Here is a 19,786-nt window from a genome sequence, read left to right on the forward strand (position 1 = left end):
CCGGTGAGCACCGAATCGACCGCAGATCTCCTCTGGCTGGTACCAGCACTTCCGTTGATCGGCGCGGCGATCCTTCTGCTGGGTGCCCGTCGGACCGACAAGTGGGGTCATCTCCTCGGCACCGCTCTGGCTCTGGCATCGTTCGCGCTCGGACTGGCGATGTTCATCGGCATGCTCGGCCGGACCACCGATGACCGTGCAGTTCACCACATCCTGTTCTCGTGGGTGCCGGTCGGAGAGCTGCAGGTCGACTTCGGATTGCAGCTCGACCAGTTGTCGATGTGCTTCGTCCTGCTGATCACGGGTGTCGGATCGCTGATCCACATCTACTCGATCGGGTACATGGGCGACGATCCCGATCGCCGACGATTCTTCGCCTATCTCAACCTGTTCCTGGCCGCCATGCTGATCCTCGTTCTCGCCGACAACTACCTCGGTCTGTACCTCGGATGGGAAGGCGTGGGCCTCGCCTCCTACCTGCTGATCGGCTTCTGGCAGTACAAGCCGACTGCGGCGACCGCGGCGAAGAAGGCGTTCGTGGTGAACCGGGTCGGCGACATCGGTCTGGCCGTCGCGCTGATGATCATGTTCGCCACCTTCGGGTCGGTCTCCTTCGAGACTGTTTTCGCCGGCGCCGACCAGGCGGGCCAGAGTGTGCTCACCGCACTGGGATTCGTGTTGCTGCTCGCCGCCTGCGGCAAATCGGCTCAGGTGCCGCTGCAATCGTGGCTCGGCGACGCCATGGAGGGCCCGACCCCGGTGTCGGCGCTGATCCATGCCGCGACCATGGTGACCGCGGGCGTCTATCTGATCGCGCGCTCGAACCCGATCTTCGACCTCGCGCCGGCCGCGCAGGCCGGGGTCACCGTTGTGGGTGCGGTCACCGTGTTGTTCGGTGCCATCATCGGTTGCGCGAAGGACGACATCAAGAAGGCGCTGGCGGCGTCGACGATGAGCCAGATCGGCTACATGATCCTGGCCACCGGATTGGGCCCGGCCGGTTACGCATTCGCGATCATGCACCTGCTCACCCACGGGTTCTTCAAGGCGGGACTCTTCCTCGGTGCCGGATCGGTGATGCACGGGATGAACGACGAGACCGACATGAGACGCTTCGGAGGTCTGCGCACGGTCATGCCGATCACGTTCGTCACCTTCGGTCTCGGCTACCTCGCCATCATCGGGGTGCCGCCGTTCTCCGGGTTCTTCTCCAAGGACCCGATCATCGAGGCCGCCTTCGCATCCGGTGGCGTCGGAGGCTGGCTCCTGGGCGGCGCCGCCCTGCTCGGCGCCGGGATCACCGCCTTCTACATGACCCGGGTGATGCTGCTGACGTTCTTCGGGGATCGCCGTTGGCGAGAGGACACCCATCCGCACGAGTCACCCACGGTGATGACCGGGCCGATGATCGTCATCGCCATCGGGTCGGTGATCAGCGGTGCGCTGCTGGTGTGGGGTGACTCGCTCGTACACTGGCTCGAACCGGTGGTCGGCGAAGAGCATCACGAACTCTCCGTGCCGACCTGGGTGGTCACCGTGACGATCCTGGCCGTGGTGGCGATCGGGATCGGCCTCGCGTGGCGGCAGTACGCCACGCGCCCCGTCCCGGAGGTCGCACCGGAGGACGTATCCGCGCTCACCGTGGCCGCGCGCCGCGACCTCTACGGCGATGCGGTCAACGAGAACCTGCTGATGCGGCCCGGACAGGAACTCACCCGGGAACTCGTGCTCGTCGAGAACGACGGCGTGGACGGCCTCACCACCGGGATCGGTCGCGCCGTCGGCGCATTGTCGCAACGAATACGCGGCTGGCAGACCGGTTACGTCCGGTCCTATGCCTTGTCGATGTTCGCCGGCGCCGTCCTGATCGTCGCGATGGTGATGGTGGTGAACGTCCTGTGAGCATGCCCTGGTTGACCATCCTGTGGCTGCTACCAGCGGTCGGGTCCGTTGCGGTGCTGGCGATCCCGAGTACCCGCCCAGATGTTGCGAAGTGGCTGGGCCTTGCGGTCTCGGTGGTCGTTTTCGCCGTCTCGCTGGGTCTCGCCATCGGCTTCGACCCGGACGGCGCTCGCTACCAGTTCGTCGAGGATCACAGTTGGATTCCCGCCTTCGGCACTCGCTACGCTCTCGGCCTCGACGGCATCGGTCTCGTGCTGGTGCTCCTTACCGCGGTGCTGCTGCCGCTGCTGATCCTGGCCGGCTGGCACGATGCCGATCATGCCGGGTCACTGGATCATGCGGCCGGACGCCGTCAGAAAGGACCGCACACTTACCTCGCGCTGACCCTCGCCGTCGAGGCGATGGTGCTGATGAGCTTCGTCGCCCTCGACATCCTGCTGTTCTACATCTTTTTCGAGGCCATGCTGATCCCGATGTACTTCCTGATCGGCGGCTTCGGCGCCGGTGCAGGCAGGGCCGCCGCAGCGGTGAAGTTCCTGCTGTACAACCTGTTCGGCGGACTGATCATGCTGGCCGCGGTGATCGGACTCTACGTGGTGACCGCGCGATCGGGTCTCGGATCCGACGGCGGCGGCACCTTTGACCTACGGACGGTCGTCGATGCCGTGTCGTCGGGACAACTCGACGCCGGGGGCGGCCTGCTGAAGCTCCTCTTTCTCGGTTTCATGTTCGCATTCGCAGTGAAAGCGCCGCTGTGGCCGTTTCATTCGTGGCTGCCCGATGCCGCGGTGGCCGCCACCCCGTCCAGCGCCGTACTGATGATGGCGGTGGTCGACAAGGTGGGCACGTTCGCGATGCTGCGCTACTGTCTGCAGCTGTTCCCCGATGCCGCACGGTATTTCGCACCTCTGATCGCGGCGCTCGCGGTCATCGGCATCGTCTACGGCGCGATCCTCGCGATCGGGCAGACCGACGTGATGCGGCTCATCGCCTACACGTCCATCTCCCACTTCGGATTCATCATCCTGGGTGTCTTCGCACTCACCACACAGGGACAGACCGGTGCCACGCTCTACATGGTCAATCACGGGATCTCCACTGCCGCACTGTTCCTGATCGCCGGGTTCCTGGTGTCGCGGCGTGGCAGCCGCCTCATCGCCGACTACGGAGGGGTGCAGAAGATCGCCCCGATACTCGCCGGGACCTTCCTCGTCGCCGGTCTCGCCACCCTCTCCATGCCCGGACTCTCTCCGTTCATCAGCGAGTTCCTCGTCCTGATCGGCACATTCACCCGATACCCGGTCGCCGCGGTGGTGGCGACGAGCGCGCTGGTGCTGTCCGCCATCTATGTGTTGTGGCTCTACCAGCGGATGATGGGTGGTCCGGCACGACAGGTGGAGGGGCCGGGAGCGGCGACCCGGTCGATGCGTGACCTGCACGGCCGGGAACTCGTCGTGGTGACCCCGCTGATCGCGCTCCTGCTGGTGTTCGGGGTGTATCCGAAACCGTTGTTGGATCTGATCGATCCGGCGGTCTCGCACACGATGAGCACCATTCACGAACCCGACCCGCGACCGTCGGTCAGTGTGTCGACGGATCAGGTCCCGACGGATCGGATGCCGACAGAAGGGGTGCCGAAGTGACCTCCGAGTATCTCGCCGCCATCGATCCGCCCAGCATCGAGTACGGCCTGTTGTCGCCGATGCTGATCGTGTTCGGGGTGGCCGTCGTCGGCGTGCTGGTTGAGGCGTTCGCGCCCCGCAGGTTCCGCTACCCCACCCAACTCACCCTCGCGCTCGGCGGTCTGGCGGCCGCGTTTGCCGCGCTGGTGGCTGTCGCCGTCGCGGAGGCACGGGACGGGGGCCACGGCCAGTTCGCGATGTCGGGTTCGGTCGTCATCGACCGGCCGACCCTTTTCCTCCAAGGACTCCTGCTTCTCGTCTCGATCCTGGCGATCGCGTTCATGGCCGAGCGACGACTCGAACGGGTGGTCGCGACACCGACGATCACATTGGATTCCGCCCGCCACTCGCCTGGATCTCGTGTCAGCGACGGGCCCGGGGCCGCCGCCCAGGCGACCCTCGACTCGGTCGACGCCGACATGTTCACACCGTCGGGCGCATCGGTCCCCAACACCGACGCCGAGTTCGAGGCCACCCGGGCCGGTGCCATCACCACCGAGGTCTTCCCCCTCACCATGCTGGCCGTCGGTGGCATGATGCTGTTCCCGGCGTGCGGTGACCTGCTCACGATGTTCGTCGCTCTGGAGGTCTTCTCGCTGCCGCTGTACCTGCTGTGCGGCCTCGCGCGTCGTCGGCGATTGATCTCACAGGAGGCCTCGCTCAAGTACTTCCTCCTCGGCGCGTTCTCGTCGGCCTTCTTCCTCTTCGGCGCCGCGTTCGCCTACGGTGCGACCGGCTCGCTGCAACTCGGGGAGATCGGCAGGGCCGTCGGCGCGCCGGGCACCGACACCACGCTCCCGCTGATCGCCTTGGGACTGCTCTCGGTCGGCCTGTTGTTCAAGATCGGTGCGGTGCCGTTCCATTCGTGGATTCCCGATGTGTACCAGGGCGCCCCCACCACGGTCACCGCGTTCATGGCTGCGGCCACCAAGATCGCCGCCTTCGGCGCCTTGCTGCGGGTGTTCTATGTGGGCTTTCCCGACCTGAAGAGCGATTGGGAACCGGCGCTCTGGGCGGTCGCCATCGCCACGATGCTGGCCGGCGCCGTGATGGCGGTCACGCAGACCGACGTCAAACGGATGCTCGCCTACTCGTCGATCACACATGCCGGGTTCATCCTGCTGGGCCTTGTCGCGTTCGACGACGCGGGCCTCGCCGCGACGATGTTCTACCTGGCCGCCTATGCGTTCTCGACCTTCGGCGCCTTCGCGACGGTCGCGGTGGTACGCGAGCCCGACCGGGTCTCCGGACCGCACCTGTCGGGTCGGGAGGCCACCGAGATCGCCCAGTGGGCCGGTCTCGGAAGACGCTATCCCCTTGTCGGCGCGATGTTCTCGATGTTTCTGCTCGCCTTCGCCGGCATCCCACTGACGAGCGGTTTCATCGCCAAGTTCGACGTCTTCGCGGCGGCGGCAGGCACCGGCGGCGGAGTGCTGGTGGTGATCGGCGTGATCAGCAGCGCGATCGCCGCCTACTTCTATATCCGGATCATCGTCGCGATGTTCTTCGCCGACGTGCCGGTCGACGCACCGCATGTCGTGAAGCCGAGTGTGCTGACGACGTCGTCGATCGCCGTGTGCACGGTGGTGACCATCGTGCTGGGAATCTTCCCGCAGCCGCTGCTGGACCTGGCCCGGGACGCGGGTCAGTTCCTGGGCTGATCCAGTCGCCCCGCACTCACCTCGATTCGCGGAATCCACCTTCATTCGGAACCAAGGTGATCTGACCGGATCGAGGTATCTGGAAAGCGGAAGGGCTCACACACGCGAAAACGGCCCCCCATCTGGTCAGATGAGGGGCCGTTCGCTGCGGTGGCGGAGGGATTTGAACCCTCGGTACGGGGTTACCGCACACAGCATTTCGAGTGCTGCACCTTCGGCCGCTCGGACACGCCACCGCGGAAGACTGTACCGCAGGACGCGCTCAGCCCTAAATTGGCTGGTCAGAGGGCCCTTCGAGACGCTTCGCTCCTCAGGGAACGGGGAACGCTCGCTCCTCAGGGAACGGGAACGCTCGGCACCCGCAGGGAACGGGAACGCTCGGCACCCGCAGGGAACTGGTGCGCTAATTCCCGGTCAGCTTGTCCTTGAGGCCATCGACCTTGCCCTTGACCTTGTCGGCGGCTTCGGTGACCTTCTGCTTGCCTTGCGCGACACCTTGGTCGCCGCGGCCTTCGTCCTTGAGATCCTGATTGTCGGTGAGATCGCCGGCAGCTTCTTTACCGCGACCCTTCAACTCTTCGGCCTTGTTCTTGGCGTCGTCTGAAACTCCCATGAACTGCCTCCTCGTTGATGTGACCGGGACATGGTTGTCACCGGTTGCAAGGCACTTCCCACCGTGCCACGGATGGCCCGGACCGGCCAGAACTGCAGGTCAGAGTCCCGTCAGTGATCCGTGATCTTGGTCTTGATCTCGTCGAACTTGTCTTTGGCGGTCGAGAGGGCGTCCTGGACCTTCTCGTTCTCGGCGATCTCCCCGAACTTCTCCTTGGCAGTGCCGACGGCTCCCTGCACGGTGTCGCTCGCCGCGAACTCGTTGATCTTGTCCTTGGCCGTACCGACCGCGTCCTGGACCTTGCCGCTCTCGGCGAACTCGTTGATCTTGCCCTTGACGGTCTCGAGTGCCTCGTTGACCTTGTCGCTGGGATCGGACATGTCAGTCTCCTCGGGGATTCTCCGAACGCGACGGGTGTCGCGCCCATGTGTCCAATCTGCCAGAGCATCGGCGCAGGCGAACCCTGATTTCCACCCTGATTCTGACCCCGCAGCCGCCCCGCGGTCAGTCCGCCCGGCGCGCGGTGAAGAAATCGATCATCAGGGCCTGGCAGTCCGTCTCGAGGATGCCGCCGACGACTTGTGGCCGGTGGGACAGCCGTGGGTCGCGGACCACATCCCAGAGCGAGCCCACGGCGCCCGTCTTGGGCTCCCATGCGCCGAAGAGGAGCGCATCCACCCGGGACAGGGTGATCGCCCCGGCGCACATCGTGCACGGCTCGACGGTCACCACGATGGTGCAGCCGGGCAACCGCCAGCCATCACCGAAACGCTGTGCGGCCGCGCGCAATGCGAGAATTTCGGCGTGCGCGGTCGGATCGCCGTCCGCCTCGCGCCGGTTCGCGGCGCGTGCGAGTTCGATCCCGTCGGGGTCGAAGACGACTGCGCCGATCGGCACGTCGTCGTGCTCGGCGTCGTGAGCGGCAGCCAGCGCGGACCGCATCATGGTCTCCCACACCGCGCGCGGAGGTCCTACGTCCGCCGGAGTCAATGCCCCAGCGAATCGAGCACCTTGGACAGTTCGTCGGCGAATCCCAGTCGCGCGGCGATCATGCCGAGCTGCTCGTCGGCGTAGAGGTCCGTGTCCCCGACGATCACGCTCATCACGGCATCCGGCAGTCCCAGATCGGCCAGGATGCCGAGATCACCCTCTTCCCAGGGGTCGATGTCATCGAGCTCGTCGGGATCGAGATCGGGGACGTCGATGTTCATGGCGTCCAGGGTGTCCGCCGCGACGTCGTAGTCGACGCCCGCGGTGGCGTCCGAGATCAGCAGCTGTGCGCCCGACGGCCCCGGTCGCACCACGATGAAGAACTCGTCGTCGACGTCGAGCAGACCGAACACCGCACCCGCGGCGCGCAGCTCACGAAGCTGGCGTTCGGCATCGTCGAGGGTCAGCAGCGCCGACGGATTCAGCGCGCTGACCTTCCACGCACCGTCCTCGCGTACCACCGCCACTGCGAAACCCTCGATCTCGTCGGTGACGTCCTGCTTGCTCGAACCACCTGATACACCTGCGCCGGCACCTGCCATGCAGGTCACCGTAGCCGCAATCCGCGGGTCACCCAAGTCTCGGTCCCCGGCTCGCTGTTCACCGGATCGGGCCCATATGGGAATCTGAACGGGTGACTGCCGCGCCGACCCACCCCGACCCGTCCGCCTGCCCCCCGGTCTGTGTACTCGGACTCGGACTGATCGGCGGTTCACTGCTGCGCACGCTGCAGGACGCGGGCCGATCGGCATTCGGTTACAACCGGTCCGGCGAGACGGTGGCGGCCGCGACGACGGCCGGCTATCGCGCCTCCACCGATCTCACGGCGACATTGCGACAGGCCGCCGCCGACGGCGCGATCGTCGTGCTGGCGACGCCGGTCACCACCATCGACGACCTGCTGCCGGCGATCGCCGAGCACGCCGCCAATTGTCTGCTCACCGACGTCATCAGCGTCAAGCAGGCGGTCGCCGAGTCGGTGGCGCGGCTGGCTCCCGGCGTGCGCTACGTGGGCAGTCACCCGATGGCGGGTACCAGCCAATCTGGTTGGGTGGCAACAGATCCCGATCTGTTTCGCGATGCGATGTGGATGGTGACCACCGACGACCACACCGACCCCGACGACTGGCTGGCGGTGGCCGCCATCGCTCGGTCCGCCGGCGCATTCGTGGTGCCGGCGGCAGCCGGGGCGCACGATCGCGCGGTCGCCGCGATCTCTCATCTGCCGCATCTGACGGCCGCGGCCACCGCTGCGGTCGGGGCGGGAGAGAGCGACCTGGCACTGCGTCTCGCGGCCGGCAGCTTCCGCGACGGCACGCGGGTGGCGGGCACCTCACCGGCGCTGCAGCGAGCGATGTTGGAGGCCAACCGCATCGCCCTGCTGAACGTGCTGAGCGAGACGATCGACCGATTGATCGCGACACGTGACGAGCTTCGGGACAAGGGCACCGTCGAGGTCGTCGTCGACGACGGCCACCGCGCGCGATCAGCCTACGAGGCGATCGCCGGCACCGCCCCGGCACCGATCACCGGCGTCACGGTCGGCGAGGCCGGGTGGGCGGAGGAACTACGACGGCAGGCGCATCAGGCGAGAGTCTGGGTCGGGTGATTCAGACCCGGGTGGCCAGCCCGGCGTAGTCCACCACGAATCCGTTGCCGTCGACGGTCAACGTCGAGGTGACGACGGGCGAGACCACCGCGATCGAGTCCTCGCTCGCCGTGTAATGCAGCGTCGCGGGCTCGACCGTGCCGGCCGGGAGATAGAGGTAGGCCACCGGCACCTCGATCTCGCCGGAGCCGTTCTGCAAGCCGTGCCGACGGATCGGCAGGGCGTTGAACATCGGCGACAACGCGAGGTCGACATCCTCGGCGCCGTTGAAGTCGCTGCTGATGGTGCCCTCGGGCGTCTGCACGAGCCAGTTGTTCTGTCCGTCACGGGTGATGCCCAGTTGTGTTTCGCCACTCGCACGCAGCAGGTGAACCGACAGACGCCTGGTCACGCCGCTGTCGTTGGTGACGAGTTCGTACGACGCCGAGAACGCCTCATGCTTGTCCGAGGCGGCCGCGATGATCCGGCCATATGCCTTGATGCGCGCGCCGGTCACGTGCAGGCGAACCTGTTCGAGCCGGTCAGAGGACTCGCCGCGCCACGTGATCATCGTCTTGAGATCGGCCGACGGCGTGATGCCGTCCCGTGGGGTCGTGCCGTCTGAGGCTGTCTGGGAAGAACTCACAGATCTACGGTAGCGACCAGAGTGCCTCGGCACACAGTCGATGCGCACGATGCAGGACGTCGACCGGTGACGACGGTCACTCAGGCACGACAGGAAACGGTTCGTCGCGGCGACTGCGCGGTGATGCGATCGGCGGCCACCGGCCGGCCGTCGACCTTGATCAGGCACTGCGCGTCGCCGTCCCCGGCGAGGACCAGAACCCGCAATGGATTGGCCGTACCGGTGAAGCTGACCGTCCAGGTGGTGGGCGCGCCGATCCTGGTGCGCAGCCCTTCGGCGTCGACGTAGAGGATGGTGGTCGGGCTCGAGGCGGTCACCTCGTAGACGATCTCCTTGCCGACCGGCGACGCCGGCGAGTTCGGGCCTCCCGGCACCTCATCGGGGTCGCCGCCGGGTGGGGCGGTGGGCATCTGCGTGGGCATCTGGGTGGGGAGTTGGGTGATGACCACGGGGAGTTGGCGGTCCGCCGCGGGTTGCGGATCATCGCGCAGCGCCGCGCGGCCCACTGTCATGGCCAAGAGCCCGAGCGCCGCCACCGCCACGATCGCCAGCACACCGACGAGACGGCGATCCGACGACCGGGCGCTCGCAGCGGGTCTCGGGGCGTCATCGGTGGTCGGCAGACCGGAGTCGGGGGCGCCCGGCATGCCCTCGGGCGCCGGCGGCCGGTCCTGCTCCCCGGGCACGAAGATCGGCCGGCCGTCCGGCGTGTAACCGAGCGGCGGGTAGAGGTGGGGGTAGAGCGGGATCCGGTAGAGATCGTCCGGCGGCGGACGGTCACCCGCACGCGGTGGCGGCCCGCTGGGTTGTCCCATCCTCGCCTCCAGTTCCGTCGCGTCGCCCACTCCGGCTCTCGCCGGAAGCGGGTGCGCACACCCGCACCTCCGACAGTACGACGACCGCGTGGCGGCGTCTGCCGGGAGATCTAGAGGCGGCTCTCCAGACGCGCCGACAGGCCGGCTTCCTGCAGGTCGAGGCGTTCCAGCATCGCGCGGACCGCTTCGTCCTCGAGATTGCCGGCGTCCCGGTCGGCGACCAGGGCCTCCCGCTGCGCGTTCAGCACCGAGCGATAGAGCGTGGCGAAGGCGTCGTTGCGGGCGGTGTGCGCTTCCGGGTCGGGCATCTCCTCGGCGTCGCGGGCCTGACGGGAGACCGTCTCCATGATGAAGGCGACGGTCGCCGCATCGAGTCCGCTGGGCGGGCTGTCGACGAAATCCATGATGACCTGATCGGCGGCGGAGTGCACCACCTCCTCCGTCCGCGCGGTCTGGTCGTGGTCGTAGCGTTCCTCGTCCTCGTTGCGAAGATGTAGTCGCGCGATCATCCACGGCAGCGTCGCCCCCTGAATGAGGATGGTCCCGACCGCGACGACGAAGGCGATCGCCTGGATCGCCGACCGCTCCGGGAACGGCGCACCCGAGGCCATGGTGACCGGGATGCCCGAGGCGGCCGCCAAGGTGACCACGCCACGCATGCCGGTCCACGCGACGACGGTCGATTCCTGCCAGGTCAGCGGACGGTGATCGATCCGCTCGGACCATCGTCGACGACGCCCGGGCGGTCGGGCCGGATCACGGGCGCGCCGGACCGAGCGGCGCGGGTTGGCGGGCACCTCGATGTTGACGGCACTGTCGATCCGGCGGCTCAGCGCACCTCGGCCGAACATCGCGAACACGCAGATGGGTCGGATCGCCAACACCACCACCAGCACCAACAGCGACGCCATCGCGATGTGCACCAACGACTCCCGCGCGTCGCGGAGGTCGGTGATGATGAATCTCATCTGGAGCCCGATGTAGGCGAACACGAAAGCCTCGAGCAACACGTCGACCGAGTTCCAGACGTATCGCTCCTGCAACCGGGTCTGATAGCCCGCGTGCACCGAACCGGAACCCACCACGAAACCGGCGATCACGACGGCCAGCACGCCCGAGGCGTGCAGGTGCTCGGCCGCCAGGAAAGCGGCGAACGGCACCACGAAGCCCTGCACCGTCTCCAGCGCCGGATTCTGCAGGTGCCGACGGATCCACAGCGTCAGCATGCCGAGAACGGCCCCGACGATCGGGCCGAGCACCGCGTTGTAACCGAACAGCACCAGCGGATTCTCGATGAACGAGTGGGTGTCGGCGATCTGCGAGATGGCGATCGCGAACAGCGACAGCGCAGCGGCGTCGTTGACGAGGCTCTCCCCGGTCAGGATGGTCATCAGGCGCTTCGGCAGGCCCAGCTTGCGGCCGATGGCCACGGCGGTCACCGCGTCCGGTGGCGCGACGATCGCGCCCAGCAGCAGTGCCAGCATGAAGGTGAACTCGGGGATGACCAGCGAGGCCACCCACCCGACCGCCAGCGCCGTGATGACGACCATCGCGACGCCGAGCCCCAGGATGGGCTTCAGGTTGCGCAGGAAACTCGGGAACGAGAAACCCAGCGCCGCCGAGTACAGCAGCGGCGGCAACACCACCGTCAGCAGGATGTGCGAATCGAGTTCGACACGTGGCATTCCCGGGATGAACGAGACCGCCAGCGCGATCACGATGATGATCAGGGCCGGCTGCATCCCCCGGCGATCGGCGATCGCGGTGACGATGATCGCGCCGACGAGGACCAGGATGAGCAGTTCCATGGCCGGGATTCTCCCAGGCCACGGACTATTTGGTCGGGTGGGGCGACGCGGACGGGCCGCCCCACCCGTTCGCTACGCCGTAGTGCGGTCGACGTCGGTGCGGTCGACGTCGGTGCCGTCGGTGGCGGCCGCGCGGTTACCGAACGCGAACTTCCCGTTCTCGAACAGCAACGGATAGATCAGACCGCCGATGATGCCGCCTACCAGTGGCGCGACCCAGAACACCCACAACTGCCCGGGGGCCCCGTTGCCGTTGAAGAAGGCGACGCCCGTCGAGCGGGCCGGGTTCACCGAGGTGTTGCTGATCGGGATGGAGATGAGGTGGATCAGCGTGAGACTCAGGCCGATTGCCAGCGGTCCGAAACCCTTGGGCGCACGGCCGTCGGTGGCACCGAGCACCACGATGAGGAAGAAGGCCGTGAGCAGGATCTCCGCGATGATGACCGAGGTCAGATTGTAATTACTCGGCGAATGCTCGCCATATCCGTTGGCAGCCATGTTGCCGGTGGCGTCGAAACCGGGTTGGCCTTTGGCGATCACGAAGAGAATCAGCCCCGCGAGGAGACCGCCGAGGACCTGGGAAATCCAGTATCCGGGCAATTCCCTCCAGGGGAGACGCCCACCCACGGCCGCGCCGAGCGTGATCGCCGGATTGAAATGCGCACCCGAGATGTGCCCGACCGCATATGCCATGGTCACCACAGTGAGGCCGAATGCGAGTGCGACACCGAGGAATCCGATGCCGACCTGATAAGTGCTCTGTCCGTCGTCGGATTGCGCTATCTGCTTTGCGGCGTATATCGCGCTACCACAACCACCGAACACCAGCCAGAAGGTACCGAAGAACTCCGCTGCGAGTTTCGCCGCAGGCGATGGAGAGGTCATGCTGATCCTTTCACTAGGTCCGCGCATAGGTCCCCCCGCGTGCACACGGTAACCGAAAGGAGGCGAATTTCGGTGAATGCTGCGAAAACTGTGATATCCGGTCAAGAATCGTGACCGGCCCTCCGCAGTTCCGGAATGACATGGTCGACAAGCAATGGCGCGAGATCGTCGGGCATCATTTCGGCATCGACGTCCAGCCACCGGATCTCGTCGATCTCGGCCGTCGGGATGATTTCCTGATCGATCACATCGGCCTCGAAAATCGTTGCGACCACGTCCCATCCGGCCTCATTGGCAGCTGCCGACCGAAACCGTCCCCATTCACGCAATCGGGACGTGTCCACTCCGAGTCCGATCTCCTCGGCACATTCCCGAACTGCCGCCGCAACCGCCGATTCACCGCGTTCGGGCTTACCTCCGGGCAGCATGAACCGCCGCGTCCCGCGTTTGCGCACGGTGAGCAAAAGGCCGCCGCCATCACGGACGACGACACCACTCACGACGATGGTCGACGGGCCCGGCACCCCGGAGATGTTACTGCGCCGTGCCCCGAGCCGGGCAGCATGCGGTTCTATCGGGAACACCCATTTCCGACAATCGGTATGGCAGAGTCGCACACGGGGCGACCGGGCACGGAACAGCGCGCATCGGCGTACGCGAGGGGGCCGGGATGGAATCGTCGTTCGCGACAGTCGGGCTGCCGATCGCCCTGGCCGTCATCATGTTCGGGCTGGGCCTGTCGCTCTCGGTCGCCGACTTCCGGGGCGTCGCGAAGAATCCCCGGGTGGTCGTGATCATCCTCGGCTGCCAGGTCGTGCTGCTCCCGCTGATCGGCTTCGGGCTCGCGACCGCCTTCGGTCTGCAACCGCTGCTCGCCATGGGGTTGATGACCCTCGCCGCCGCACCGGGTGGCACCGTCGCGAACCTCTACAGTCACCTGTTCCACGGGGACGTCGCCCTCAACATCACCCTCACCGCCCTGAACTCGATCCTCGCGCTCGTCACGTTGCCGATCGTGGTCAATCTCTCCGCAGCGTGGTTCCTGGATTCCGCCGACAACATCGGTGTGCAGCCGACCAAGATGCTGCAGATCTTCGCCCTGGTGCTGATCCCGGTGGCGCTGGGCATGCTCGTCCGCGCCCGTGCCACCACCTTCGCCGACCGCGCCGACCGGCCGGTACGGATCGCCTCGGTGATCCTGATCGTGGTGGTGGTCCTCGGCGCGCTGCTCGGTGAGGATCGGGCGTTGGAGTATGCCGCCGAGGCGGGCGCGGTGACCGCGATCTTCTGCGCCCTGTCGCTCACCATCGGATACGTGATCCCCCGACTTGCGGGCATGTCCGCCGCGCAGTGCATCGCAGGCGGGTTCGAGATCGGATTGCACAACGCGACCCTCGCGCTCGCCGTCACGCTCACCGTGCTCGACAGCTCCGAGATGTCGGTGGCCCCGGCCGTCTACGGGATCGTGATGTTCCCCCTCGCGATCATCTTCGGCGTGGTGGTCACGAGGATCGGGCGGATGCAGACGACGGTCGAGGCCCCCTGAAACGCGAGAACCCCGGCCGGAGCCGGGGTTCTCACTCTGTGCGCCCGTAGGGATTCGAACCCCAAACCTTCTGATCCGTAGTCAGATGCTCTATCCGTTGAGCTACGGGCGCGTGGTCTTCAGTTGTTTCCCCGCTGTCGGAGACAGCAGAGCCGTTCCCCCGCTGTCGGAGACAGCAGAGCCGTTCCCCCACTGTCGGAGACAGCAGAGCGTTTCCACAGTCGGCGCGACTGCGGTTCGGCGGAGGCGAGAGGATTTGAACCTCCGGTCCCGTGTTAGCGAGACAACTCATTAGCAGTGAGTCCCATTCGGCCGCTCTGGCACGCCTCCTCGCGGAGTCCTTTCGAACTGCCGAAGCGAAAGATTACACACTCCGCGCAGCGGGAAGCAAACCGCGACCATTTTGGCCGTTCACGTGCGGTGCACCTACATTTGACGGGTGACCCTGCGCATCCGTCCAGACCTCGACGATCTGCCCGCCTACGTGCCCGGCAAGACCTTTCCCGGCGCCGTGAAGCTGGCGAGCAACGAGGTCACCGAGGGACCGCTGCCCAGCGTCCTCGACGCGATCATCACGGCTGCCGGGTCCGCGAACCGTTATCCCGACAACGGCATGGTCGAGCTGACCGCCAACCTGGCGAAGAAGCTCGGGGTGACCGAGGATCAGGTACAGGTGGGCTGTGGCTCGGTGGCCCTCTGCCAGAACCTGATCACGATCACCAGCGGCCCCGGTGACGAGGTGCTGTTCGCGTGGCGTTCGTTCGAGTCCTACCCGCTCGCGACGCGGGTGACCGGCGCGACGCCGGTCCAAGTGCCGCTGACACCTGATCTCGTCCATGATCTGCCCGCGATGGTCGCGGCGATCACCGACCGCACGCGACTGATCTTTGTCTGCAACCCGAACAATCCGACCGGCACCGTCGTCGAGGCGGACGCGTTACGGGAGTTCCTGCACGCGGTGCCATCCGACATCATCGTCGCGCTCGACGAGGCGTATTTCGAATACCTGCGGCTCGGCCCCACCGAGGCCTACGACGCGGTGGAACTCTGCCGCGAGTTCCGCAACCTGGTGGTCCTGCGGACCTTCTCCAAGGCCTACGGGCTGGCCGGCCTCCGGGTCGGCTACGCGATCGGCGATCCCGAGGTGATCACCGCCTTACGGAAGGTGCACGTCACGTTCTCGGTGAACAGCCTCGCCCAGCATGCCGCGTCGGCGTGCCTCGAGGCCGGGGACGAACTGCTGGCACGCACCGAGGCCGTGGTGGCCGAACGCACCCGGGTGACCGGCCGACTCCGCGAACTGGGATATCGCGTGCCCGATTCGCAGGCCAACTTCGTCTGGCTCGAACTCGGCGACGAAACGATGGATTTCGCCGGGGCAGCCGTCGACGCCGGAGTGGTGGTGCGGCCGTTCGCCGGGGACGGCGTCCGGGTCACGGTCACCAACCCCGCCGAGGACGACACCTTCCTGCGCTTCGCCGAACAGTGGAGCCAGAAAGCCTGACCCACCGGCAGATGAACCCGCCCGGCTAGAGGCCCCGCGAGATGGTCGGCCAGGCGACCGGCAGATCCCGCTCCCAGTAGACCCAGTTGTGGGTACCGATGACCCGGAATCCGTCGGTGAACGGGACGTTGTGTGCCCGCAGGGTCGCGGCGAACTCGAGCGAGCAACGCCACGCACCGAGCTCCAGGGCCGAGCCGGCCGCGGTGACGGCCGACCGTGGGCCGTCCTTGGGGTCATAGGGCGCGGTGAGGTCGAGTGGGCCGACCGCGCCGGAGCCCGCGGAGATGAAGATGTTCTTGCCGCGTAGCTTGTCGAGGTGCCTGCTGGGATCGTGCGAGTCCCAATTGGCGGAGCCGAACGGACCCCACATGTTGGTGGCATCACCGCCGGACTTCGCGACGGTGGTGCGCACATAGCTCTCGTTCACCGGGCCGGACACCGGCGGGCATCCGCTCAGCGAGGCGATTCCCGAGTAGAGACTCGGATGCCGGAACGCCAGCGTGAAGGCCGACTGGCCGCCCATCGAGAGCCCGATGACGGCGTTGCGGCCGGTGCCGTCGAACTTGGCGTCGATCAGCGGCGGCAGTTCCTTGGCGAGGAAGGTCTCCCACTGGGGCTTGCCGAGCTTGGCGTCGCGGTGCACCCAGTTGGTGTAGAAGCTGCCGGCACCGCCGGTGGGCAGGACCACGTTGACGTTCTTGTCGGCGAAGAACTTGCCCGCCCGGCCCTTGGTGATCCAGTCGCTGACGTCTTCACCGGCGTCTGCCCCGTCGAGCAGGTAGACGGTCGAGCGCGGACCGCTGCTGTAACGAGGGGTCAGCACGGACACCTTGACCTTGCCGCCCATGGCCGGTGACTTCACCCAGATGTCGGTCCGCTCCGGGCTCAGCTTCGCCGACTTCGAGATCTGGGCCGCCTTGAGGTCGTCGGCGTGCGCCACCCCCGACGTACCGACCACAGCGACCATCAATGAGGCGACCACCACCGCCCAACGGCTCGACTTCCGCATTTTCTCCCTCACTGCACACACCACGGCTGCATCCACCCGCCGACGTCATCGTCGCGGGCATCGCAAACATCGATAGTGCGGTTTCCCCCTGGCACCGCATCCTCCTCCTGACAGAGTACTGATGAGTAACCGTCTCGCGTAACCCCAAGATCGGGTTCGGTGCGGATACGACCACTGTTCGACGACCTCCCGAAAGGCGGATGCGATGACTCCGGCCCCCGACGATCCCGATGGCACCGCTGCCGAGACCGGTGCAGGACTCGGCCCGGGTGGCTTCGCATTCGTGGCCGAGGTGGGCGTTCGCTGGTCGGACATGGACGCGTTCGGTCACATCAACCATGCGCGCATGGTGACCCTCATGGAGGAGGCGCGCATCGAATGGCTGCTCTCCGCCGGCGAACAATACGTCCCGCTGATCAAGAGTGCGATGATCGTGCACGTCGAGATCCGGTATCAGCGTCAGCTGCGGCACGACGACTCGCCGCTACGGATCGGCATGTGGATCAAGGGGTCGCGGTCGGTCGACTTCACCATCGGCTACGAGATCCGCGCCTCCCGTGACGAACCGTCGGTGAAGGCGGCCTGCGTGGCGAGTACACAGATGGCTGTTGTCGACGTCGAGGCGCACACTCTGCGCCGACTCACACCGACGGAGAAGGAGTATCTGCGGTCCTGGTCGCGGTGAGTCGCCGACACCGGGCGCGGGCGGAGATCAGGACGGCTCGTAGCGGGCCGGGAGTTCCCGCGGTACCGCCGGTGAGATCCGGGCGATATTGCCCTGCAACACATCCCGATAGATCCGCAGTTGCTCCTCGCCGCTGCGAACCTGTTCGGTGAGTCGCTTGGCGTTGTCCACCGAGATCTCCCGGTCACCCGAGCGCGCGATGAGATCGTCGATCCGGTCGTCGATCGTGCTGGCGCGGTCGTATTCGGCGAGCACCCGCAGTTCCACCGCGGCCGATTCCACGACGGCGGCCACCTCGCCGAGGGCCTGCGCCCGGTCGATCAGTTCGGTCCACACGGGACGCAGCGCGGCCTCCCGGCGGTCGATGTGCTCGGCGAACGACCGATCGAACCCGCCGTTGCGCTTGGCGCGATCGAGGTCGATCCGCACGGCGCGCAGCGCGATCACGTCGGCGGCGATCTCGGCCAGCTCGGCATGGAGATTCACCTGCGTGCGCTGGATCTCGAAATGGTCGGACAACCAGGCAGGGTTTCGCACGATCCGGTCGTAGAAATGACCCGCGACGAACAACAGCGTCTCGTAACCGTCGACAAAGGTCACCGACCCCGGGGTACCGAGCGGTGCCGTCGAGGCACCCTCCTGATCGGGCACCAGGATCTGGTTGGCCCACTCGCCGGCCTGCGGATAACCCGACTTCGCGGCGACCTGGCCCACAACGCCCGCGAGGCGATCCATGGCTGCAGTACCGGCCCGGCGCATGTAGCCCGATGTGTTCGCGTCGGGGGTCGGGGTGCACATCAGCCCGGCGAACAGCCGTTCGCGCTCCTCGATCTCGAGGTACACGTTCTCGCGGCGCTCGCGCCGGATGGCCCGGGTGCCGCCGGCGAACACTCCCTTGGCCGTCACGATCAGTTTCCGAGCGTCGTCGCGCCGGCGATGCAGACCGTTCACGCGATTGCGCATCACCGCTGCCACCACGCTCGGCATCATCGGGTTGGCCAGCTGATGCTCACTCTGCGCGATCGCGCGGCCCAACCGCCGGAGGTCGCCGAACCCGCTGTGGAGCACGGGCACCGGCAGGCCTGTGGAGATGCGCCGCACCAGGATGGCCCGGCCGGATGGTGTCAAGAACCCGGCAGCGATGAGAATCGCTGCGGTGTCGGACAGTTCGGGGCGATCACCGGGCAGGCGCGACTGGTCGCACCACGACCGGATCTCGTCACTCGTCGTGCCCGTGGCCGGGAGACCACGACGCCGGTTGTCGACCATGCGGATGTCCCTCGATTTCCCCGTCCGGTCACCGTCCGGACGTCACCGTCGATGCTACCCGCGACTGTGCGACAGCCCGGGCGTACGGGCACGCCACAACGGCGCGGTGAGTCGGTGCAGCAGCCAGGCGACCGGAATGCTGACCGCCGTCGCGGCGAGGAACGCTATCGGCATCGACCCGCTGAACACCCCGAACCCGAGCACGTCCATGACGATCTCCAGCACGAGGACATGCACGAGGAAGAACTCGTACGAGATCTCGCCGAGCCACACCATCGGACGGCTCCCACACACGCGAGCCCACCAGTCGGACTGATCGCGAACGGTCAGCGGACCGATCAGGCCGACGGCGATCACCAGGTAGAGCACGTGCTTGACGATCGTCGCCGACGCCGTGGTCGGGGTGATGGTGGGTTCACCGGCGATCGAGGTCGCCGACAGCAGGAACGCTCCCACCGCGATGGCCACCGACACCGTCGCATCCCAGCGCCGGATCAGGTGCACGCACACCGCGAGGAGCATCCCCGCGACGAACCAGCCGAAGAACGCCGGTGCCCACAGTCGCGCGGTCGCATCGACCCCGGCACTGCCCGCGACCACCACCGACCAGATGGGCGACACCAGCAGCAGTGCCAGCAACCCGACGATCAGCAGATCCGGGCGCCATCGTCGACGACAGACCACCGACACGAGGATCCACGCGATCGGCGGCAGCACCAGGTAGAAGACCACCTCCGCGGCCAGACTCCACATCTGGGTCAGCCCCGAGTGCAGATGGCCGAATCCGTACACCTGGGTGAGGGTCATGTTGCGCAGGAAGCCGGACCAACCGGTGCCGGTCGGCGACGCATCGGCGGGTTCGTAGACGAGGTAGAGGGCATACACCACCACGACCGTGATCCAGTAGGCCGGCAGGACGCGTCGCGCCCGGTGCCAGAAGTAGCGTCCGGCCGACGGTGCGCCACGCCCCTCGATGAGCGCGGCCACCCACGGCGCGAACAGCAGGTATCCGGACAGCACGAAGAAGATGGCGACGCCCACCTCGAAGCGGGAGGTGAGTCGGCCGAGGAAGTCATCGGTGTAGTGGCCGGTCCAGAACGCGGCGTGGGTGAGGCAGACCGAAAGCGCCGCCAGTGCCCGGATTCCGGTGAGAGATGGGATCCGCGCGGCCATGCTGCGATCC

At 66.7% G+C, this 19,786-nt stretch carries 19 protein-coding genes and 3 tRNA genes; 7 read left to right on the forward strand and 15 right to left on the reverse strand.

All coding sequences use genetic code 11. The features are described from left to right. Positions 1-3: 3 nt before the first annotated feature. The 3 genes from nuoL to nuoN are packed head-to-tail and all read left to right on the forward strand — an operon-like array spanning position 4 to position 5,245. Positions 4-1,902: an NADH-quinone oxidoreductase subunit L gene (nuoL, locus tag ACLQ3I_RS03690; RefSeq protein WP_425800136.1), complete on the forward strand. Its 1,899-nt coding sequence runs from the start codon at positions 4-6 to the stop codon at positions 1,900-1,902. Positions 1,903-1,904: 2 nt separating this feature from the next. Next, a complete protein-coding gene (locus ACLQ3I_RS03695) occupies positions 1,905-3,545 on the forward strand; it encodes an NADH-quinone oxidoreductase subunit M (protein ID WP_425800137.1) in 1,641 nt (546 codons plus the stop codon). Continuing rightward, on the forward strand, positions 3,542-5,245 hold the full coding sequence (gene nuoN, locus ACLQ3I_RS03700; protein ID WP_425792973.1) for an NADH-quinone oxidoreductase subunit NuoN: 1,704 nt from the start codon (positions 3,542-3,544) through the stop codon (positions 5,243-5,245). The genes ACLQ3I_RS03695 and nuoN overlap by 4 nt, the downstream gene beginning before the upstream one ends. Before the next feature lie 148 nt (positions 5,246-5,393). Here the strand turns inward: nuoN and ACLQ3I_RS03705 are convergent. The 5 genes from ACLQ3I_RS03705 to ACLQ3I_RS03725 form a co-directional block, all read right to left on the reverse strand. Then, positions 5,394-5,481: transfer RNA gene (locus tag ACLQ3I_RS03705), tRNA-Ser, on the reverse strand. Between the two features lie 167 nt (positions 5,482-5,648). Beyond that, positions 5,649-5,858, reverse strand: a complete 210-nt coding sequence (locus tag ACLQ3I_RS03710) for a CsbD family protein (RefSeq protein ID WP_425792974.1) — start codon at positions 5,856-5,858, stop codon at positions 5,649-5,651. 110 nt (positions 5,859-5,968) lie between these two features. Then, complete coding sequence (locus tag ACLQ3I_RS03715; protein WP_425792975.1) at positions 5,969-6,238, reverse strand: hypothetical protein; 270 nt, start codon at positions 6,236-6,238, stop codon at positions 5,969-5,971. 124 nt (positions 6,239-6,362) lie between these two features. After that, positions 6,363-6,803, reverse strand: coding sequence for a nucleoside deaminase (locus ACLQ3I_RS03720; RefSeq protein ID WP_425800710.1), 441 nt, complete (start codon positions 6,801-6,803; stop codon positions 6,363-6,365). Between the two features lie 41 nt (positions 6,804-6,844). Further along, positions 6,845-7,390, reverse strand: coding sequence for a tRNA adenosine deaminase-associated protein (locus ACLQ3I_RS03725; protein ID WP_425792976.1), 546 nt, complete (start codon positions 7,388-7,390; stop codon positions 6,845-6,847). 92 nt (positions 7,391-7,482) lie between these two features. Between ACLQ3I_RS03725 and ACLQ3I_RS03730 the strand changes: the two genes are divergently transcribed. Then, positions 7,483-8,457 carry a prephenate dehydrogenase gene (locus ACLQ3I_RS03730; RefSeq protein ID WP_425800138.1) on the forward strand — a complete coding sequence of 325 codons (975 nt, stop codon included), beginning with the start codon at positions 7,483-7,485 and terminating at the stop codon, positions 8,455-8,457. 1 nt (position 8,458) lies between these two features. Here ACLQ3I_RS03730 and ACLQ3I_RS03735 read toward each other — a convergent pair whose 3' ends face one another. The 5 genes from ACLQ3I_RS03735 to ACLQ3I_RS03755 form a co-directional block, all read right to left on the reverse strand. Continuing rightward, the gene (locus ACLQ3I_RS03735) at positions 8,459-9,082 is read right to left on the reverse strand and encodes a putative glycolipid-binding domain-containing protein (RefSeq protein ID WP_425800139.1); all 624 of its coding nucleotides are present in this window, start codon (positions 9,080-9,082) and stop codon (positions 8,459-8,461) included. An 80-nt stretch (positions 9,083-9,162) separates the two neighbouring features. Continuing rightward, positions 9,163-9,897: a hypothetical protein gene (locus tag ACLQ3I_RS03740; protein WP_425800140.1), complete on the reverse strand. Its 735-nt coding sequence runs from the start codon at positions 9,895-9,897 to the stop codon at positions 9,163-9,165. A gap of 110 nt (positions 9,898-10,007) precedes the next feature. Further along, positions 10,008-11,705 (reverse strand): cation:proton antiporter, encoded by a 1,698-nt coding sequence (locus tag ACLQ3I_RS03745; protein WP_425792980.1) that lies wholly within the window; start codon positions 11,703-11,705, stop codon positions 10,008-10,010. Between the two features lie 72 nt (positions 11,706-11,777). Next, entirely contained in the window at positions 11,778-12,590 is an 813-nt protein-coding gene (gene aqpZ, locus ACLQ3I_RS03750; RefSeq protein ID WP_425792981.1) for an aquaporin Z, read from the reverse strand. Positions 12,591-12,691: 101 nt separating this feature from the next. Beyond that, positions 12,692-13,114, reverse strand: coding sequence for an NUDIX hydrolase (locus ACLQ3I_RS03755; protein ID WP_425792982.1), 423 nt, complete (start codon positions 13,112-13,114; stop codon positions 12,692-12,694). Positions 13,115-13,260: 146 nt separating this feature from the next. Between ACLQ3I_RS03755 and ACLQ3I_RS03760 the strand changes: the two genes are divergently transcribed. Then, complete coding sequence (locus tag ACLQ3I_RS03760; RefSeq protein ID WP_425792983.1) at positions 13,261-14,136, forward strand: bile acid:sodium symporter family protein; 876 nt, start codon at positions 13,261-13,263, stop codon at positions 14,134-14,136. Between the two features lie 39 nt (positions 14,137-14,175). Here ACLQ3I_RS03760 and ACLQ3I_RS03765 read toward each other — a convergent pair. Both ACLQ3I_RS03765 and ACLQ3I_RS03770 read right to left on the reverse strand, forming a co-directional pair. After that, positions 14,176-14,248: transfer RNA gene (locus ACLQ3I_RS03765), tRNA-Arg, on the reverse strand. 129 nt (positions 14,249-14,377) lie between these two features. Beyond that, positions 14,378-14,466, reverse strand: a tRNA-Ser gene (locus ACLQ3I_RS03770). Positions 14,467-14,575: 109 nt separating this feature from the next. Here ACLQ3I_RS03770 and hisC point away from each other — a divergent pair. Beyond that, on the forward strand, positions 14,576-15,640 hold the full coding sequence (hisC, locus tag ACLQ3I_RS03775; protein WP_425792984.1) for a histidinol-phosphate transaminase: 1,065 nt from the start codon (positions 14,576-14,578) through the stop codon (positions 15,638-15,640). A 25-nt stretch (positions 15,641-15,665) separates the two neighbouring features. Here hisC and ACLQ3I_RS03780 read toward each other — a convergent pair whose 3' ends face one another. Further along, entirely contained in the window at positions 15,666-16,607 is a 942-nt protein-coding gene (locus tag ACLQ3I_RS03780; RefSeq protein ID WP_425793462.1) for an alpha/beta hydrolase, read from the reverse strand. A gap of 247 nt (positions 16,608-16,854) precedes the next feature. Between ACLQ3I_RS03780 and ACLQ3I_RS03785 the strand changes: the two genes are divergently transcribed. Next, positions 16,855-17,334, forward strand: a complete 480-nt coding sequence (locus ACLQ3I_RS03785) for an acyl-CoA thioesterase (protein ID WP_425792985.1) — start codon at positions 16,855-16,857, stop codon at positions 17,332-17,334. A 27-nt stretch (positions 17,335-17,361) separates the two neighbouring features. Here the strand turns inward: ACLQ3I_RS03785 and ACLQ3I_RS03790 are convergent, their stop codons facing one another. Both ACLQ3I_RS03790 and ACLQ3I_RS03795 read right to left on the reverse strand, forming a co-directional pair. Next, a complete protein-coding gene (locus tag ACLQ3I_RS03790; protein ID WP_425792986.1) occupies positions 17,362-18,603 on the reverse strand; it encodes a hypothetical protein in 1,242 nt (413 codons plus the stop codon). A 54-nt stretch (positions 18,604-18,657) separates the two neighbouring features. Further along, positions 18,658-19,776 carry an acyltransferase family protein gene (locus ACLQ3I_RS03795; RefSeq protein ID WP_425792987.1) on the reverse strand — a complete coding sequence of 373 codons (1,119 nt, stop codon included), beginning with the start codon at positions 19,774-19,776 and terminating at the stop codon, positions 18,658-18,660. Positions 19,777-19,786 lie beyond the last annotated feature (10 nt).

The organism is Gordonia sp. DT101 (assembly GCF_049844895.1).
Lineage (GTDB): Bacteria > Actinomycetota > Actinomycetes > Mycobacteriales > Mycobacteriaceae > Gordonia.

Excerpts from the sequence above, each read along its gene's own strand:
- ACLQ3I_RS03790 (WP_425792986.1), bottom strand. The coding sequence starts at position 18,603 with ATGGTCGACAACCGGCGTCGTGGTCTCCCGGCCACGGGCACGACGAGT.
- ACLQ3I_RS03795 (WP_425792987.1), bottom strand. The coding sequence starts at position 19,776 with ATGGCCGCGCGGATCCCATCTCTCACCGGAATCCGGGCACTGGCGGCG.
- ACLQ3I_RS03725 (WP_425792976.1), bottom strand. The coding sequence starts at position 7,390 with ATGGCAGGTGCCGGCGCAGGTGTATCAGGTGGTTCGAGCAAGCAGGAC.
- aqpZ (WP_425792981.1), bottom strand. The coding sequence starts at position 12,590 with ATGACCTCTCCATCGCCTGCGGCGAAACTCGCAGCGGAGTTCTTCGGT.
- ACLQ3I_RS03715 (WP_425792975.1), bottom strand. The coding sequence starts at position 6,238 with ATGTCCGATCCCAGCGACAAGGTCAACGAGGCACTCGAGACCGTCAAG.
- ACLQ3I_RS03785 (WP_425792985.1), top strand. The coding sequence starts at position 16,855 with ATGACTCCGGCCCCCGACGATCCCGATGGCACCGCTGCCGAGACCGGT.
- ACLQ3I_RS03720 (WP_425800710.1), bottom strand. The coding sequence starts at position 6,803 with ATGATGCGGTCCGCGCTGGCTGCCGCTCACGACGCCGAGCACGACGAC.
- ACLQ3I_RS03710 (WP_425792974.1), bottom strand. The coding sequence starts at position 5,858 with ATGGGAGTTTCAGACGACGCCAAGAACAAGGCCGAAGAGTTGAAGGGT.
- ACLQ3I_RS03760 (WP_425792983.1), top strand. The coding sequence starts at position 13,261 with ATGGAATCGTCGTTCGCGACAGTCGGGCTGCCGATCGCCCTGGCCGTC.
- ACLQ3I_RS03780 (WP_425793462.1), bottom strand. The coding sequence starts at position 16,607 with ATGGTCGCTGTGGTCGGTACGTCGGGGGTGGCGCACGCCGACGACCTC.
- ACLQ3I_RS03695 (WP_425800137.1), top strand. The coding sequence starts at position 1,905 with ATGCCCTGGTTGACCATCCTGTGGCTGCTACCAGCGGTCGGGTCCGTT.
- ACLQ3I_RS03745 (WP_425792980.1), bottom strand. The coding sequence starts at position 11,705 with ATGGAACTGCTCATCCTGGTCCTCGTCGGCGCGATCATCGTCACCGCG.
- ACLQ3I_RS03740 (WP_425800140.1), bottom strand. The coding sequence starts at position 9,897 with ATGGGACAACCCAGCGGGCCGCCACCGCGTGCGGGTGACCGTCCGCCG.